Genomic DNA, 13,916 nt, shown 5'->3' with positions numbered 1-13,916 from the left:
TGCCAGGTGCGAGCGAAATAGGCCCCGAATCGGTAGCAAACTCGGACGCGTCTGACGAATGCGCGCGCGTTTGCTGCAGCTCAGCCACATCAGTCGACATCGACACGACTGCGCGGCGGACCAGTAGGCGCGCTTCTCCCTCCCTCCCGTAGGGCGACCACGGTCCATCCCGCGCCGACCAATGACAAGGCCAATACAGCTCCAATTGCGATCATGCGACAACAATGGACTGGTTTTACCGTGAATAGTTCAGTCCAGTGTGCGACAGTGGACTGCATGGACTCGTTCGACGCCACCGCGATCTCGGCCCCGGAGTTGGCAGCACGCATCGGCCCGTCGACTCTGCGCAACAGATCCGGTGGTCCGCTCTACCTCGAGATCGCCGACGAGTTGCGGCGGTTGATCGAGAACGGCGAGGTGTCGGCTCAGACGCGGCTACCCGCCGAGCGGGCACTCTCGATCAGTCTGGACGTCAGTCGGGTCACGGTGGCGTCGGCCTATCGCCACCTCCGCGAAGGTGGCTGGATCAGCGCCCAACGGGGCTCGGGCACATACGTTTCCCCGACGGGGCCGATGCCGGCCTGGAGTTCCCTCGCCGGCGACCGTGACAGTGCGACAGTGGAATTGGTCAACGCGTCACCGTCGGCTTCTCCTCTGCTGGCCGATGCGTACAGAACCGCGGCCGAAAGGATTCAGGGCCGATTCGCGTCCGGCGGCTATGCCCCACTCGGGCTGTTCGAGCTCCGCGAATCGATCGCCGCCTACTACCGTGGGCGCGGAGTGTCGACCACAGCCGAGAACATCCTCGTCACCTCCGGTGCCACCGACGCCATCCATGCGGTTTTGGCGACATTCACCGAGCCGGCTGCCCGCGTGTTGGTCGAGCACCCGACGTATCCGGGTGTCGTCGAACTCGTCCACTCGCTCGGCGGCCGATGCATCCCGGTGCCTATCGACCCGGACGAGACCGAGGCGTTCGTGCCGGCCGCAGACCGTGCCGCACGTCAAAGCGCACCGACCCTGGCCTATTTCATGCCCGACTTCTCCAATCCATCGGGAGCTCGACTCCCCCTCGGCACCCGCCGACAGCTGTCCGCAACGATGCACCGCCACGCAGTACTGACCATCGTCGACGAGGTAGCGGCGGACCTGTCCCTCGACGGGTCGCGCGACATCGAACCCTTCGGGGCGGCAACGCCGGATAGTGCGACGGTGACGATCGGGTCGACGAGCAAGACGGTGTGGGGTGGGCTGCGAGTCGGGTGGGTTCGCGCCGAGGCAGGGCTACTGGCGAGGATCGCCGCCACCTATGCGCGACGCCAACTTTCGACGTCCATTCTCGATCAACTCGCTGCGGTCGAGTTGATGGGCAAATACGACGAGGTACGCCGAGTGCGCGCCGACATATCGAGAGTCGCACGTGATCACACCGTTGCTCTGATACGAGATCGATTGCCCGATTGGCACTTCCGCGTTCCGGACGGCGGGCTCGCATTATGGTGTTCCCTGCCCGACGGTCTTCGATCCAGTGCCCTTGTCGCCGAAGCTCAGTCGCACGGAGTGCTGCTGGCACCCGGACTACGATTCGGGACGGGATATGCCTTCGACGACCGTCAACGCATCCCCTTCACTCGTTCACTTCCCGACATCACCTCGGCTGTAGATATTCTCGCGCGCCTGTCTGCGACGGACAGGCCGACGGAGGTCATCGCATCGAACAGGCCCGCGACAGTGGTCTGATCGACGCTGACACCCGCGCCCCAATGCCGGGTGGTACGTCAGGGCCGAAGAGCCTCGACGATCGACGCGATGCGTCGGTCGCGGGTGTCGGCGCGCTTGGCGTCGGCGACCGATCGTGCGTGTTCTTTTCTCTTCGACGGAGACAGTGCGTCGAATGCTGCGCGCACCGCAGGTTCGGCGTCGAGTGCAGTGGCGAGCTCGGCCGGTAGCTCGACGGTGCGCGGTTCGTCGTCGAGTTCGATGGTCACGTCGACGGTGTCGCCGGCCTCGACTCCGAGCGTCGTGCGCACACTTTTGTTCAGGCCCAGCAGGTTCTCCCCACCCATGCGCCCGATGCGTCCTGCCACCGTCTGCCCACCGATCGTGAACCGCACCGGCGGCGTCTTGGTGCTGCCGAGTGACGCGACCTGGGCGTCGGTCAGCACGATCGCAGCCGCTGGGCCGCGAGGCTCGAGGACCGCGGTCAGTTGAAGAACCGTCGACGTCATCGGCACAGAATAGGCGCGACTACAGGGCTGAGTGTCCACAATTCGTGTCTGCAGGCGGAATCGCGCGCCGACGCGAAAAGTGGACAGCCAGCGCACCTACCCTGTCAGGACTCCGATTCGATGATGCGCTTGATGGCCGCCAGGGTGCGCGGAATGCCGTCGAGCGCGGCCTTGCTGCGGGTGTCGATCTGCTCCTGCGCGGAGTCTCCGAATTTGCGGTGGAAGAAAGCGATGCCGTCGGGCAAGAAGTTCCAGTTCTCGGTCAGTCGGGTGCCGCCGTCCACCGCTTCGAGTGTGTATCCCCAGCGGACGAAGTTGTCGCCGACGACCCACGCGAATTCGCGTCCGGGCTCGGCCGCTGCGACGGTCGAGACCGTTTCCCAGGTGCGGTCGGGTGTGACGTTGCGTCCGGTGAACGTCGATCCCACACCGCCGCCGTCGGGTTCGTTCCACCGGCACGCCTGGCAGATCGGGCTCCATTCACCTGTTCGGGTGACGTCGGATACGACGGCGTAGACGTCCTCGGGCGATGCGGCGACGACGACGGAATCGGAGAATTCGAGTGCTGTCATGCCTCCATTGTCCCTCGAGCGTCACGCAGCTCTGAGCAGCGTCTCTGCCGACAGCAGAATCGTTGGCACGCAGCGCTATTGGAGTTCACACTCGAACCATGAGCGAGACACCCCGAATGTTCCCACCAGAACTCCGCGACCGACTCCTACGTCATCGAATCCTCGTGCTCGACGGTCCACTCGACGACGACAACGGCACCGTCCTCACCACCCATCTGTTGACGATGGCGGCCGAGAACCCGTCGGCCGATATCGCCCTGTGGATTCACTCCCCTGGCGGATCGGTTCCTGCCATGCTCGCGATCCGTGACGTGATGCACCTGATTCCCTGCGACGTCTCGACGTTGGCACTCGGATTGGCCTGCAGCGCCGGTCAATTCCTGCTGTCGTCGGGAACCCACGGAAAGCGCTACGCACTACCGCATTCGCGGATTCTGATGCACCAGGGCTCGTCCGGCATCGGAGGTTCTGCTGTCGAAGTGGAGGTGCAGGCCAACGATCTTCGACATACCCGCGATACGGTGCTCGGTCTCATCGCCGACGACACCGGGCAGACACGAGAGCAAATATTCGACGACTCCTTGCACGATCGTTGGTTCACCGCGGACGCCGCGCGTGACTACGGGTTCGTCGACGCCATCGTCAGTTCGTTCGATCAGGTCATGCCTGCGCGTCGGGTGTCGTTCGGGATGGAGATGGCCCGATGAGTACGTACACCATTCCCAATGTCGTCACCCGTGATTCGCGCGGCGAACGCGTCGTCGACGTCTATTCGCATCTGCTCAGCGAACGCATCGTGTACCTCGGCACCGCACTGGATGCCGGTGTTGCGAATGCGATGATCGCGCAGCTGTTGCATCTGGAGGCCGACTCCCCCGATCAGGAAATCTCCATGTACATCAACTGCGAGGGCGGCGATACTGCGGCCATGCTGGCGATCTACGACACGATGCAGTTCATCGGATCCCCTGTCGCCACAACATGTGTGGGGCAGGCAGTGGCGGCCGGCGCGGTGCTGCTCGCCGCAGGTGCGCCGGGTCGACGTTCGGCGTTGACGCACAGCCGGGTGGTGTTGCATCAGCCTGCGGGGCAGGGGCGAGGCACCATTCCCGATCTCATTCTCGCTGCCGACGAAATCGTCAGGGTGCGCGCCGAGATGGAGATGATTCTGGCGAAACACACCGGACGCGATGCCGCGAAGATTCGGCACGACACCGACCGTGACCTGGTGTTGACGGCTCCGTCGGCGCTGCAGTACGGCCTGGTCGACCAAGTCCTCGAAGGACGACGTCAGGCAGCCATCAACGTCGCGTCTCCTCGCGACAGGTCGTGATGCGCCAGACCTGAAATTTCGGCCATCGACGTGCCGAGTGCCCCGACGACGGCCGCAAGAATCTCACTCGACGGGTCCTTGCGGCCGCGTTCGAGCTCCGAAAGATACTGCGGCGCAATGCCTGCTCGCGCTGCTGTGTCGGCGAGTGTGTCGCCGCGGGAGTGTCTGCGCTCGCGCAGCCGGCGTCCGACCACCTCACGCCACAGCGGTTCCACTGAGCGCGCTGCTCGGCGCTCATCGATTCGTATGACCTCGCCCATGATCGGAGCCTAAGCCTCGATCCCATCAAGGGTCGGCGATTCTGCTCAGAGCAGAGAACCTTCCGGTCACCCGGGCTTCGTCCATTCGATGGTGTGCCTGAATCCGACGCGATGTCGCATCGTTGTCCCGGGCAGTATCGCGTCGACCGACCGCTTCACTTCGTCGAAACTGAGCACCGGGTCCTTGACCGGGAAGGGTGCCGGCTGCTTTCCCGCTGGGCTCGGCCAGGGATGGCCGACGAAGCCGATCAGCGGGTTGGTCACGATGGATACGGCGTCCCACAGCAGATCCCGAGGACTTCGTGGCGCAGCCATACCCACGACGAGCAGCCGGCCGTTCGGCGCAAGAACACGCTCGACCTGGCGAAGCGTGTCGTCGATGTCGAGGTGGTGGAGAACGGCGATCATCGTGATCAGGTCGACGGATTCGTCCGCCCACGAGTCGAGTTGGCGTTCGGAGACAGTCACATTGGTGACATCGGAGCACGCAAGACCTGTGCGGCGGCGCATGTCGGAGTCGATGTCGACTCCGGTGACGTGATCGAAATACGGTGCGAGAGAGTGCACGAGACCGCCACGGCCACAACCCACGTCGACTGCCTCGCGTCGTCGGCTCGGTAGGTTGGCGAGAATCCAGCTGTGGAAGTAGTCGTTGTGACTCCACGGATGCCTCGCGTTGAGCGCTTGTACCCATTGAGCCCCCTTGCCTCCGATCAGCGAGGTTCCCATTCGTCTGAGCATGCGTCGAGTATCCAGGTCGGTCCCCGGCCGTTGCGCTTGAACATGTTCAAAAATGGGTCTACCGTCCTTTTTGAACACGTTCAGAAAACGAGGTGACCGCATGGCCCGCACATCCGAGACGCGCGACAAGCTGGTCGAAGTGGCTCTTCGGCTGTTTCGCGAAGAGGGGTTCCAGGCCACCACCATGCGCCGGATCGCCGACGAGGCCGGCGTGTCGCTCGGCAATGCGTACTACTACTTCGCAGGCAAGGACGAACTGGTCAACGAGCTGTATGTGGTGATCCAGCGCGATCACCGCGAACGTGCGGAGCAGGTCATCACCCAGGGCGGGTCGCTGTCGGAGAACCTGGCCGCAGTTCTGCATTCCGGCTTGGACGTCCTGACGCCGTATCACGCGTTCGGCGGCGCTTTCCTCCAGCTGGCGCTGCCGACGAGGTCCAGCTCCAGTCCGTTCTCCGAGGAATCCTCCGACGCCAGAGCCATGGCCATCGATCTGATGCGCACCACGTTGGATGCATCCAAGCAGAAGGTACCCGCGTCGCTGAACGATGCACTCCCGCTGCTGCTCTGGATGATCTACATGGGCGTCACGCTGCATTGGGTCACCGATTCGTCCGACAACCAGACTCGCACCCGCACTCTGGTCGACGGGCTCGTACCCGTCGTATCCAAGGCGGTTCGTCTCGCCCGACTCCCGGTTGCGCGCGGCCTGGTAGCCGATGTCGCCGGTCTCCTGAAACGAATGACCTCTCCAGAAGGGTTTAGTCGATGACCGATTCACCATCGACCGTCGTCCTGTGCGGTGCCTCCGGCTACATCGGCGGGTATCTGCGCAGCTACTACGAGGACCGCGGGATCGGCGTCAGGACGGTCGGACGCGGATCGTCCAGCGATGCACCATGGTCCGACCATCGCGGTCTCGTCGAGGTCCTGAACGGGTCCGATCTGGTGGTCAACCTCGCCGGCCGCTCGGTGAGCTGTCGCTACAACAAGGCCAACGCCGACGCGATCATGTCGTCGCGAATTCAGACGACAGCCCAGCTCGGGCGTGCCTTGGCACAAGCGCAGAATCCGCCGGCGCTGTGGGTCAACGCGAGCACCGGAACCATCTATCGCGATGCCCGCGACAGGTCGATGAGCGAACGGGACGGCGAACTGGGATCGGGCTTCTCGGTCGAGGTGGCCAGGTCGTGGGAGCGCGAGCTGTTCGACGCCGACGTGTCGATTCGCCGAGTGGCACTGCGGTTGTCGATCGTGTTGGGCGCAGGCGGTGGGGCGATCAACCCCATCATCGATCTGGCGCGAGTGGGTTTGGGTGGCCGCATGGGCGATGGCGGCCAGATGTTCAGCTGGGTGCACGTCGATGATGTCGCTCGGACTCTCGACCATCTGTACGCCACCTCGGACATCGCCGGACCTGTCAACGTGGCGACACCGTTCCCGGTGACCAACGAGGTTCTGATGCACCAGGTTCGGTCTGCTCTCGGCCGCGATCACGGAGTGGCGACGCCGGCATGGCTGCTGAAGCTGGGCGCACGGGTGATCCGAACCGAACCCGAGCTGGTCCTCAAGAGTCGGTGGGTCGAGCCGCAGGTGTTGACCGACAGTGGGTTCGACTTCCGATACCCGACGCTGGAGGGTGCGTTGGCCGACATCGCATCTCGGACGCGACCCGGCCTGCTCCCCGTCGCCCTCGGCTGACGGGGAGCTCCGAGCGCTACACCAGCGACGCCGAGAGGCCGCCGTCCAGAATGTAATGACTTCCCGTGATCCATGTTGCACGGTCCGAGGCGAGGGAGCGTCACTTGACGTCTTGGACATCGAGGAACGTCGCGAAGACATAATTTGGCGCGTGGTGACGAAGTACTGCGAACTACGCGGCTCCGAATCGGCCCTCGACCGCCCCTCCGCCTACATCCTGCTCGACGGGATCTTTCAACGCGCCTTGCTCCACCATCTTGCGGGCAACACCTCCGAAATCGACGCAGCCCGAGCACAATTGACGGCCGCATTCGCGTTGTTGGACCTTCCGAACGTCCGACTTCTTGATCTTCTCCAGCGGGTAACCCCCCAACCACCACGACGACGACGACGACGACGAAGACGTAAGCAGCCAGACCGGCCAGCTCCCAAGTCGTTCTTTCACGGTGGAAGTCGGAGCCGATCCATACGATCGGCACCACAGCCATCATGGAACCGACCGTGCACCAGATCCCGACCGATCGATTGGCTCGTGCACGCAGTCGGGGTGTCGACTTCACCGCGTCCGACACTCGTGCACCGTAGTAGTCGGGATGCGTTGCTCTGCCACGGAATCCGACGGACGCCGCGTACGCGAACGCGACGAACCACAGCATCAGCATCAGCATCAGCACGGTGTTCATGGGCTATGTTGCGGAGGCTCGACGTCGACTCTTCAGTTCGCGAAAATTCCGAATCGTGTTGGAGCAAGCCCATGCCGCGATGAGCGGCACCAGAATTGCGGCTGATGCGGTAGCGGTCGCGAACACCAGAACAACGACGGCGTAGGCAATGAGTGTCACCACCACCGCGTCGACTTTCCTTCCGATCGACGACCCCGGTGTGACGACGATTCCGGGGAACCTCGGAGAGCCGGCCAGTGTGCGAACTGCCGCAACACACGCGGCGAGACCGCCCACGACCAGGAACGAAAACAGCAACACTTCACCGAAACCCGTGTCGGCCCAATCTATTCGAGGGTCGAAGATCCCGTGGACCAGCGACGATAGAGTCGGGATCGACGCGAAGTACCCCAGATACAGCAGCACAATGGGTCCCGCGAGCCCTGCTACTGCTCCCCGATCGGCCATACCGAACGGTATCAAATTGGGCGACGTCAGTGGGAAGTTATGTCTTTCGTTTCGATCACCGTCGCGAACTCGCCGTGCAGGTTCGTGGCCGTGATGGCCGACAGTGTTGCGGCGGGTACGACTGTCCCGTCGAGCGCGATGCGATCGAAGGTGTGCGTCGCGTCTATGACGAAGTAGGTGTCGTAGCTGAGGTTCCCAGCCATCCTCGCGGTGGTCTCACAGCAGTGATTGGTGGTGATTCCGCAGATGACCACCTGGTCGATGTCCTCGCCGCGCAGCCATGCGTCCAGATCGGGAGTTCCGTAGAAGCTCGAATTGACGCGTTTGTGGACGAGCAGATCCGGAATCCCGTCGAGCATGTCCTTGAAGCGATGCCCGTCCTGCGTCGGCGACAACGGCGACTCCGGATTGTCGGAATCGTGCTGAACGAATACCACGGGCCAAGCCCGGGACCGCCAGAACTCAACGAGATCGACAATATTGCTCTCGCACGACGGGTTGTCCCGTGGACCCCAGAATTCCGAGTTTTCGAAACCGGCCTGCACATCGACGACGATCAATGCAGGTCGACGAAGGTCGGCCACCCGGATATCCATGGACATCAACCTATCCGGTGCCGATCGGGACAGCGAAAATCCCGGGTCGAGTTGCGGCCCGGGATTTTCGTCGAACTATCGCGTCGCGAGTTCGTAGATCAACAGTCCGGAGAGCGAGAGGACGGAGACGAGTCCCAGCCACACGCTGACAAAAACCTACCGGTTTGTCCGTGTCGAGTTCTCTGTATCAGGTACAACGATCTATCGTGTAGGCCATGACGACGTCCAGTATTCGGCCGCTCTACGCGCGGTCGGACTCGGACGTGCACGCAGAGAACGACCAGGAGACGGCCATCCGGGAGACGCAGCCGGAAGTGCACGCGACGGGCGTCGGCCGGCTCGGTTGGCGCTGGTTCCTCGCGTCGGCGCTCGCCGCGTGCGTCGCGATCGTTGCGCACGCCTACTTCTTGGGATGGACAACCCCCTTCGGTCTGTTCGGCAACGGAATCGACACCATCGTCTATCGGCACGGTGCGTACGTCGTTCAACAGGGCGAGCCGCTGTACGAGTTCGCATTGTTCGACATCGGCCTACCGTTCACCTACCCGCCCTTCGCGGCGTTGGCCTTCGCCCCGCTCGCCCTTCTCACTGTCACGAGCGCTGTGGCGGTGGTTCAGGCGATCAACCTGTTGCTGATCTACGTGGCCGTGGTCGCGAGCTGGCGCGCGCTCGGATATCGAAGCGCAACAATGTATCTCGTCAGTGTCGGATTGGCAGTGGCACTGACGTGGCTCGAGCCGGTTCGCATGACCATCTGGCTCGGTCAGATCAATTTGCTCTTGCTGGTTCTCGTTCTGCTCGACCTCACCCGCGGCGAGGGCAGTCGTCTCCGCGGCGTGGGTGTCGGCATTGCTGCGGGACTGAAACTGACGCCCGCATTCTTCGTGCTTCATCTACTGGCACAGAGACAGTGGCGGGCAGCCGTTACTGCGATCGCTGCGTTCACAGCAACCGTGCTTGCCGGACTGATCGTCATTCCCGCCGATTCGTGGAGATTCTGGACGTCGACGATGATCGACTCGGAACGAATCGGTGCGCTAGCCTCACCCGCCAACCAGTCGATCCATGGCGCATTGGCTCGACTGTGGCCGGGCAATACACCTCCTTTCGCCGTGTGGCTGGTGCTCGCCGTCGTCGTCGCCGCTCTGGCGCTGTGGGTGGCGGCACGCGCGCAGGCAGCCGGAAAGACGTTGCTGGCCCTGACAATATGTGGAATAGCGACGCCGATGGTCTCGCCTTTCGCGTGGGGCCATCACTGGGTGTGGTGCATCCCGCTGACCGTCCTCGCTCTCGACTACGCCAACCGACACCGAACCTGGTGGAGTTGGCTGGCCCCGATCGCCGTGACCACGCCGATGACTGCCTGGTACTTCACCGACTACCGCGGCATCAAGGCCATCGGAATCTTCATGTTCGAGGGCTCCCCCGCCTTCGAGTTCGCCGTCCAATTCACCTATCCCGCGGTGTTTCTCACGACCCTCGTCGTCGTCTTCGTCGCTCTGAGGATCAGGCCCACCGCGGGCCATGACGATGCTCGCCGATAGGCGCACCCGCGTCCCACAGGTCCGGTGACCGTCCTGCTCACCAGGGATGGGCAGCGATCATCCCTGTATATCTACTGCCCAGGTCATTGACGCTGCATCCGGCCGTGTCCGAGCCCCCGCCCCAGACTTCCAAACCGACTCGTCTGTCGGAAACGCGAAGACAGCGCTACGATCTTCGGTACATCGGACCGAGCGGTCTTGGACATGGAGGGACACAATGCCGTATTTCGGTTTGCTGGTCATGCTGCTGTGGGTGTTCTGTCTGATCGACGCGATCACCGCAGACGAGGGTGGCATCCGCTATCTGCCCAAGATCGTCTGGATTCTGCTCATCGTCTTCCTCCCGTTCGCTGGGTCGTTGGCCTGGCTCGTTGCGGGCCGACCCGTCGGTGCCGGGATCTGGGGAGGTGCCGGCGGGTCCGGTTACGGTCGCGCGAGCAACTCCGCGTACCCCGAGTACGAGACGCGGCCGGGACGTCAGGCCGCCCAGAATCCGGATGCGGACGCCGAATTCCTCCGGCAATGCCGCGAACGCGCCGAGGAACAGCGACGCATCGAACGCGAGCGTCGTAAGCGCGATCTCGGGTTCTAAGACGCCGCTACTCGACAGGATCGTGGGAATGCGCAGTCGATCAGCGCTGTATCGCAGGCGAGTCGATGACACCCCATCTCGACGGTGGCAGCACGATGAATCTGGCCTTGCCTATCACGTTCCCGATAGGGACCGTTCCGCCCAGTTCGTCACGGGAGTGTGCCCTCGAATCGGCTGAGCCGCTTCGATTGTCGCCCATCATCCACAGATTTCCGGACGGCACGGTCACCGGCCCGAAACAGCGACCGGACTGCGGAACTGTTGCGCAGGTAAGTGTGTCCGCGTCGTAGGGGAAGTCGAACGCGATGTAGGGCTCGTCGAGGGGCTGCCCGTCGACCTCGACTCTTCCTTGCACATCGCAACACTGGACGGTTTGCCCGCCTGTTGCGATCACCCGTTTCACCAGGTCGTTCTCGTCGGGCGCGACGAGTCCGGCCCACGATCCCGCGTCTTGTAACGCCTTCACTCCCGCGTTGCTCGATCGGCTCGAGCTGTATCCCCTGTTCCACGACTCCGTCGGAGCCTTGAACACCACCACATCACCCGGCTGCGGATCGCCGAATCGAAACGTCATCTTGTCCACCACGATTCGATCACCGGTACAACCGGGACAGCCGTGCAGAGTGGGTTCCATGGACTGCGACGGGATGAGATAGACACGGCCGACGAATGTTTGCAGTAGCACACTCAATAACAATGCGACCACGACCAGAACCGTCAACTCTCGTAACCAGGACGGCACCCGACGACGGGTCTCATCGGAATTCGCAGCGGCAGTCATACCAGCAGCCTAGGGCCACAAGTTTGCGTAGCGTACTGAGCATGTTGTTTCTCGGCCTCCTGATCGCCGCCATCAGCGCGGCCATGATGACTGTCGCTACGCTGCAGCTGTCACAGGTGAATGAGGGCCACTATCTGCCGATGACCATAGGCAAATTCGTAGTTCGTTCACCGTGGACAGTGACGGCCCTCCGAGTGGGTGCGCAGGCCATCGCGGCCGTGGGTGCATGGATAGTGGCTGTAGCGGTCCACAACCTGACGACTGCTTCTGCTGCCCTCGTTCTTCAGCGGAGGCCTTGATCCTGCCGATCGCCATACCGGTACTGGTGATCACCGCCCAACACAACCGACGCCTGACGACGTCGGGTATCTGACGCCGATTCACCTACCCACCATGCTGTTTCGGTTCATACTGGGCTGGTGAAACTTGTTGGAGTGAGCGCGGTCGCTGTGGTGTTGCTCGCCTGCGCCTGCTCCCCCGCCGAGGTGGACGAGCCGGAGTCGCCGGTCGCATCGATCAGCCCGACGCAATTCGCCTCTCCGCCACCGCCCATCACCGACGATGTGCCGACCGCAGCCCAGTTGACGGCTCTGTTCGCAGCGAGCGTGGACTACTCGATTCGCGAAGAAGATCGAGCTCGATTGTTCGACGGGCCGGCCGAGAACAACGTGCGGCTCGCACGCGCCTGGGGCGCTCAGCCGGATCCGCAACACATCGAATTCACAACCGTCGCTTCGACCGGTCCCGATTCGGTCGAGGCCATGGGTGTTGGAACTTTCCGAAGCATGGAGGGTTATCCCGTCGGACCGATGTCATTCGTGCGATACGACAATCAGTGGAGAGTCCCGCGTGATGTTGCCTGCAGATTCGTGGGCGCGTTCGACGGCCCTGACGCCTGTCGGTGAGCGTGTCCTCGGCGCGCTCACCGGTTCGGACTGAACCGCTCCAGCCGAAGTCAGTTGACCTCGGGCGCAAGGAAGTACGCGAACACGTAATTGATTGCAGTCAACGCAATTGTCACCATCAGCTGTATTGGCGGCTCCGCGCTGTCCGACGCGACCATCGCCGAGGAAGCGCTCGCCCATGCCAAGAGCCCAGCAACAAATAGTGTCACCACTGCCGCAGTGCACAGGGCAAATCGGTGTCGCCATTGTTTTCGACCGCTCGGTGGCCACGGCACCGCAGTCTCCAGTGCGTACTTGCCGCCGACCACCGCCGCGAATCCCACCAGCAGTCCACCGATTGCACCGAGTACGGCTGGGAGAGTCAGATCCAACCACTTGCCATCGATGACCGGTGCGATGAGTACGGCAGACGTGACTGCCCCACTCCCGGCGGCCACGCTCAGCTCTCTGCCGACCCAGTCCATGGGACTCACCCAAACACATGGCCTCACCACCCTCGACTCACAAGCAGCCTGGCAAAGAGGGTGAGCGCGGCTATCTGCACCCGATTCAGTTGGATTGGGAGGCAACGGGTGCCCACGCCGAACTGCTCCGGCCGAGTCACGAAACGGGACTGAACCCCGCCGCAAACGCGCGCGCTTTTGTCGAATGGCCCTCTCTGGCGGTCGAAATTGGCGACGAATCCGCGCGCACCTGACGAATGCGCTCGCGTTTGCGGCGCAATCCGGACCAACGCCGCCCCACGGGCATCAACCTAAGACCGCATCCGTCCGTCTATGCGGCGGATAGCCTTCCATCCCGCACGGGTAGCTACGGTGCAGATGATCGCGCCGAACATGATTCCCTGACTCAGGGCCGACCAGTGGCCAGGGCTGTCTCCGAACACCGGCCACTTGTAGATGATCGCGAGTACAGCGAGGAAGACAACAGCGCGCATAACTCGAACCCCACCTAAACCAACTCTCCGGCATCCTGGCTGAACGGGACGAATCAGACCCATACAAGGAGCCTGAGATGCAGAAGCCATTTCGCGAGTGGGTCATGACCGGCGCATTGAGCAAGAAATGCGGCGCGACCCGGGCCGATTACATCAACGCCCTGGCGCTCGTCCCGGCCGTCGCAATAGGGTTCTTCTCGCTCCACTTCACGATCAACTCAGGATCCACCGCCCTCGATATCGCAGCAGGATGTCTCGGCGGCACCATTACCGGCTGCCTGTATCTCTATCTCGCGTATCGGGTCGATTCGCGCAAGAAGCAAGACCCTGCTCCCGCACCGATACTGGGGGCACGTCCGACACGGCTGTGAGGCACCACCCTCGTAGCCGACTCCCACGCCGACCGGAGTACCTCGAGGCCTCCCTCGAGAGTGGCGTCTACGACTCTGCCAGAGGTCCACGCTCTCGCAGACCTTCGCAAACGCGCGCGCGTTTGCCGAACGCTCCCATAATTGCCACACCATTCCGGGCATTTCTGACAAGTGCGCGCGCGTTTGCGAACTATCCGGACCCGCACCTCCCCGCCGCCCCGCTCA

Annotated in this window: 20 protein-coding genes; 10 read left to right on the top strand and 10 right to left on the bottom strand. The window is 62.9% G+C overall.

The window, feature by feature from the left end; all coding sequences use genetic code 11:
- The first annotated feature begins 276 nt into the window (after positions 1 to 276).
- Positions 277 to 1,740 carry a PLP-dependent aminotransferase family protein gene (locus tag J1M81_RS25810; RefSeq protein ID WP_206499159.1) on the top strand — a complete coding sequence of 488 codons (1,464 nt, stop codon included), beginning with the start codon at positions 277 to 279 and terminating at the stop codon, positions 1,738 to 1,740.
- Between the two features lie 38 nt (positions 1,741 to 1,778).
- Here the strand turns inward: J1M81_RS25810 and J1M81_RS25805 are convergent, their stop codons facing one another.
- A complete protein-coding gene (locus J1M81_RS25805; protein ID WP_206499158.1) occupies positions 1,779 to 2,228 on the bottom strand; it encodes a YdeI/OmpD-associated family protein in 450 nt (149 codons plus the stop codon).
- Between the two features lie 104 nt (positions 2,229 to 2,332).
- A complete protein-coding gene (locus J1M81_RS25800; RefSeq protein ID WP_206499157.1) occupies positions 2,333 to 2,800 on the bottom strand; it encodes an SRPBCC family protein in 468 nt (155 codons plus the stop codon).
- 98 nt (positions 2,801 to 2,898) lie between these two features.
- Here J1M81_RS25800 and J1M81_RS25795 point away from each other — a divergent pair, with 98 nt between their 5' ends.
- Both J1M81_RS25795 and J1M81_RS25790 read left to right on the top strand, forming a co-directional pair.
- The gene (locus J1M81_RS25795; RefSeq protein WP_032383042.1) at positions 2,899 to 3,507 is read left to right on the top strand and encodes a ClpP family protease; all 609 of its coding nucleotides are present in this window, start codon (positions 2,899 to 2,901) and stop codon (positions 3,505 to 3,507) included.
- Positions 3,504 to 4,133 carry a ClpP family protease gene (locus J1M81_RS25790; RefSeq protein WP_032374960.1) on the top strand — a complete coding sequence of 210 codons (630 nt, stop codon included), beginning with the start codon at positions 3,504 to 3,506 and terminating at the stop codon, positions 4,131 to 4,133. The genes J1M81_RS25795 and J1M81_RS25790 overlap by 4 nt, the downstream gene beginning before the upstream one ends.
- On the opposite strand, the gene J1M81_RS25785 is transcribed toward J1M81_RS25790, so the two are convergent.
- The gene (locus J1M81_RS25785; RefSeq protein WP_032374959.1) at positions 4,091 to 4,393 is read right to left on the bottom strand and encodes a helix-turn-helix domain-containing protein; all 303 of its coding nucleotides are present in this window, start codon (positions 4,391 to 4,393) and stop codon (positions 4,091 to 4,093) included. The genes J1M81_RS25790 and J1M81_RS25785 overlap by 43 nt on opposite strands.
- A gap of 66 nt (positions 4,394 to 4,459) precedes the next feature.
- On the bottom strand, positions 4,460 to 5,134 hold the full coding sequence (locus J1M81_RS25780) for a class I SAM-dependent methyltransferase (protein WP_032374958.1): 675 nt from the start codon (positions 5,132 to 5,134) through the stop codon (positions 4,460 to 4,462).
- A 100-nt stretch (positions 5,135 to 5,234) separates the two neighbouring features.
- Between J1M81_RS25780 and J1M81_RS25775 the strand changes: the two genes are divergently transcribed.
- On the top strand, positions 5,235 to 5,906 hold the full coding sequence (locus J1M81_RS25775) for a TetR/AcrR family transcriptional regulator (RefSeq protein WP_032374957.1): 672 nt from the start codon (positions 5,235 to 5,237) through the stop codon (positions 5,904 to 5,906).
- Positions 5,903 to 6,835 (top strand): TIGR01777 family oxidoreductase, encoded by a 933-nt coding sequence (locus tag J1M81_RS25770; protein ID WP_032374956.1) that lies wholly within the window; start codon positions 5,903 to 5,905, stop codon positions 6,833 to 6,835. The genes J1M81_RS25775 and J1M81_RS25770 overlap by 4 nt, the downstream gene beginning before the upstream one ends.
- Before the next feature lie 172 nt (positions 6,836 to 7,007).
- On the opposite strand, the gene J1M81_RS25765 is transcribed toward J1M81_RS25770, so the two are convergent.
- From J1M81_RS25765 to J1M81_RS25755, 3 genes are all read right to left on the bottom strand, one after another.
- Positions 7,008 to 7,280 (bottom strand): hypothetical protein, encoded by a 273-nt coding sequence (locus J1M81_RS25765; protein WP_032374955.1) that lies wholly within the window; start codon positions 7,278 to 7,280, stop codon positions 7,008 to 7,010.
- A gap of 241 nt (positions 7,281 to 7,521) precedes the next feature.
- Positions 7,522 to 7,965 carry a hypothetical protein gene (locus J1M81_RS25760; RefSeq protein ID WP_032400351.1) on the bottom strand — a complete coding sequence of 148 codons (444 nt, stop codon included), beginning with the start codon at positions 7,963 to 7,965 and terminating at the stop codon, positions 7,522 to 7,524.
- 26 nt (positions 7,966 to 7,991) lie between these two features.
- Positions 7,992 to 8,561: a cysteine hydrolase family protein gene (locus J1M81_RS25755; protein ID WP_155288686.1), complete on the bottom strand. Its 570-nt coding sequence runs from the start codon at positions 8,559 to 8,561 to the stop codon at positions 7,992 to 7,994.
- A 215-nt stretch (positions 8,562 to 8,776) separates the two neighbouring features.
- Between J1M81_RS25755 and J1M81_RS25750 the strand changes: the two genes are divergently transcribed.
- Both J1M81_RS25750 and J1M81_RS25745 read left to right on the top strand, forming a co-directional pair.
- On the top strand, positions 8,777 to 10,105 hold the full coding sequence (locus J1M81_RS25750) for a glycosyltransferase 87 family protein (protein ID WP_206499156.1): 1,329 nt from the start codon (positions 8,777 to 8,779) through the stop codon (positions 10,103 to 10,105).
- Positions 10,106 to 10,322: 217 nt separating this feature from the next.
- Positions 10,323 to 10,697 (top strand): PLD nuclease N-terminal domain-containing protein, encoded by a 375-nt coding sequence (locus J1M81_RS25745; protein WP_027495537.1) that lies wholly within the window; start codon positions 10,323 to 10,325, stop codon positions 10,695 to 10,697.
- 40 nt (positions 10,698 to 10,737) lie between these two features.
- On the opposite strand, the gene lepB is transcribed toward J1M81_RS25745, so the two are convergent.
- Positions 10,738 to 11,478, bottom strand: coding sequence for a signal peptidase I (gene lepB, locus J1M81_RS25740; RefSeq protein WP_032374952.1), 741 nt, complete (start codon positions 11,476 to 11,478; stop codon positions 10,738 to 10,740).
- 41 nt (positions 11,479 to 11,519) lie between these two features.
- On the opposite strand from lepB, the gene J1M81_RS25735 reads away from it, so the two are divergent.
- Positions 11,520 to 11,777: a hypothetical protein gene (locus J1M81_RS25735; protein ID WP_032374951.1), complete on the top strand. Its 258-nt coding sequence runs from the start codon at positions 11,520 to 11,522 to the stop codon at positions 11,775 to 11,777.
- A 120-nt stretch (positions 11,778 to 11,897) separates the two neighbouring features.
- Positions 11,898 to 12,383 (top strand): hypothetical protein, encoded by a 486-nt coding sequence (locus J1M81_RS25730; protein ID WP_230593454.1) that lies wholly within the window; start codon positions 11,898 to 11,900, stop codon positions 12,381 to 12,383.
- A gap of 50 nt (positions 12,384 to 12,433) precedes the next feature.
- Here the strand turns inward: J1M81_RS25730 and J1M81_RS25725 are convergent, their stop codons facing one another.
- Entirely contained in the window at positions 12,434 to 12,847 is a 414-nt protein-coding gene (locus J1M81_RS25725) for a hypothetical protein (protein WP_206499155.1), read from the bottom strand.
- Positions 12,848 to 13,137: 290 nt separating this feature from the next.
- Positions 13,138 to 13,320 (bottom strand): hypothetical protein, encoded by a 183-nt coding sequence (locus J1M81_RS25720; protein WP_206499154.1) that lies wholly within the window; start codon positions 13,318 to 13,320, stop codon positions 13,138 to 13,140.
- Positions 13,321 to 13,397: 77 nt separating this feature from the next.
- On the opposite strand from J1M81_RS25720, the gene J1M81_RS25715 reads away from it, so the two are divergent.
- The gene (locus tag J1M81_RS25715) at positions 13,398 to 13,691 is read left to right on the top strand and encodes a hypothetical protein (protein WP_206499153.1); all 294 of its coding nucleotides are present in this window, start codon (positions 13,398 to 13,400) and stop codon (positions 13,689 to 13,691) included.
- Positions 13,692 to 13,916 lie beyond the last annotated feature (225 nt).

The sequence above is a fragment of the Rhodococcus sp. KRD175 genome, from assembly GCF_017168275.1.
Classification (GTDB): domain Bacteria; phylum Actinomycetota; class Actinomycetes; order Mycobacteriales; family Mycobacteriaceae; genus Rhodococcoides; species Rhodococcoides fascians.
This window is presented reverse-complemented; position numbering and strand designations above follow the sequence as displayed.